Here is a 1,454-nt window from a genome sequence, read left to right as displayed (position 1 = left end):
ATTGCTCAGGTTCAACCGGTGGACGCAACACCCGAGGTCACGGAGGGTGTTATGGGGAGACCATCGGACTGGATGCGGGAGGTCACCGGACGCGCTCCGATGAGGTCACCGGGGCACCCTGGGCACCAGCGCTCAGTGGAACGCCTCTTCTGGGACAAGATCGCAGAGGGCGTGCTGCCGACGGAAGCCGGTGTCGCGGTAGGGGTATCGCCTGTCGCGGGCACTCGATGGTTCCGTGATGCTGGCGGGATGTCGCCGTATTCCTGGAGTCGGCCCGGTGGCCGCTACCTGTCGTTCGCCGAACGCGAGGAGATCGCCCTACTCAAAGCGCAGGGCATGGGAGTACGGCAGATCGCGCAGGCTCTGGGCCGCAGCCCGTCGACTATCTCGCGTGAGTTGCGGCGAAACGCCGCGACCCGCGGGGGCAAGCTCGACTACCGCGCTTCGGTTGCCCAGTGGAAAGCCGAGTTGTTCGCCAGACGCCCGAAAACAGCGAAACTCGTTGATAACCAGCGGCTTCGGGAGTACATCCAACAACGTCTGGCGGGGCGGATCGCCGACGCGAACGGCAAGGCCGCCGCCGGCCCGGTGACGGGAGCCTGGACCGGCCGGAACAAGCCGCACCGCTCGGACCGGCAATGGGTTCAGGCATGGAGCCCGGAACAGATCTCGAGGCGGCTGAAGATCGACTTCCCCGACGACAAGTCGATGCAGATCAGCCACGAAGCCATCTACCAGGCGCTATACATCGAAGGACGTGGCGCCCTCGATCGTGCACTGATCTTGAATCTGCGCACCGGCCGAGCACTGCGCATGCCCCGAGCCCGTTCGAAACGTGTGGCCTGGGCGCATGTCACGCCCGACGTGCTGATCAGCAAGCGGTCCACGGAAGCCGACGATCGCGCGACTCCGGGACATTGGGAAGGCGATCTCATCATCGGCACCGGCCGCTCCGCCATCGGCACCCTGGTCGAGCGGACCACTCGGTTCACCATCCTTGTCCACCTGCCACGCGAGCGGGGATGGGGAAAGTCGGCGCCGGTGAAGAACGGTCCCGCGCTCAGCGGCTACGGGGCACTATCGATGAACAGGGCGCTATCGGCGGCGTTGAACAGGCTCCCGGCACAGATGGTGAAGTCTCTGACCTGGGACCGGGGAAAGGAACTGTCGGCGCACGCGGCGTTGACATCGAGCACCGGTGTCCCGGTCTTCTTCGCCGACCCGCACAGTCCCTGGCAGCGCGGAACCAACGAGAACACGAATGGGCTTCTGCGGCAGTACTTCCCGAAAGGAACTGACCTATCACGGTGGACCGGAAGGGATCTCGCCGCGGTCGCACACGCGCTCAACACGCGTCCACGGAAGACGCTCGGATGGCGCACTCCAGCGGAAGCAATGGAACATCACCTACAATCGCTCCAACAGAGAAGTGTTGCGACGACCAATTGAATTCG

The 1,454-nt window shown here is 64.6% G+C and carries 1 protein-coding gene; it reads left to right on the top strand.

Annotation, left to right across the window (positions count from 1 at the left end; all coding sequences use genetic code 11):
- Positions 1–72: 72 nt before the first annotated feature.
- Positions 73–1,449 carry an IS30 family transposase gene (locus ON44_RS33725; protein ID WP_083898287.1) on the top strand — a complete coding sequence of 459 codons (1,377 nt, stop codon included), beginning with the start codon at positions 73–75 and terminating at the stop codon, positions 1,447–1,449.
- Positions 1,450–1,454 lie beyond the last annotated feature (5 nt).

The organism is Nocardia vinacea NBRC 16497 (assembly GCF_000308835.1).
GTDB classification, from domain to species: Bacteria; Actinomycetota; Actinomycetes; order Mycobacteriales; family Mycobacteriaceae; genus Nocardia; species Nocardia vinacea.
The sequence above is the reverse complement of the archived record's forward strand: the minus strand, read 5'-3'. Positions and strand labels throughout refer to the sequence as shown.

Coding starts and splice junctions, on each gene's coding strand:
- ON44_RS33725 (WP_083898287.1), top strand. CDS start 73: ATGCGGGAGGTCACCGGACGCGCTCCGATGAGGTCACCGGGGCACCCT.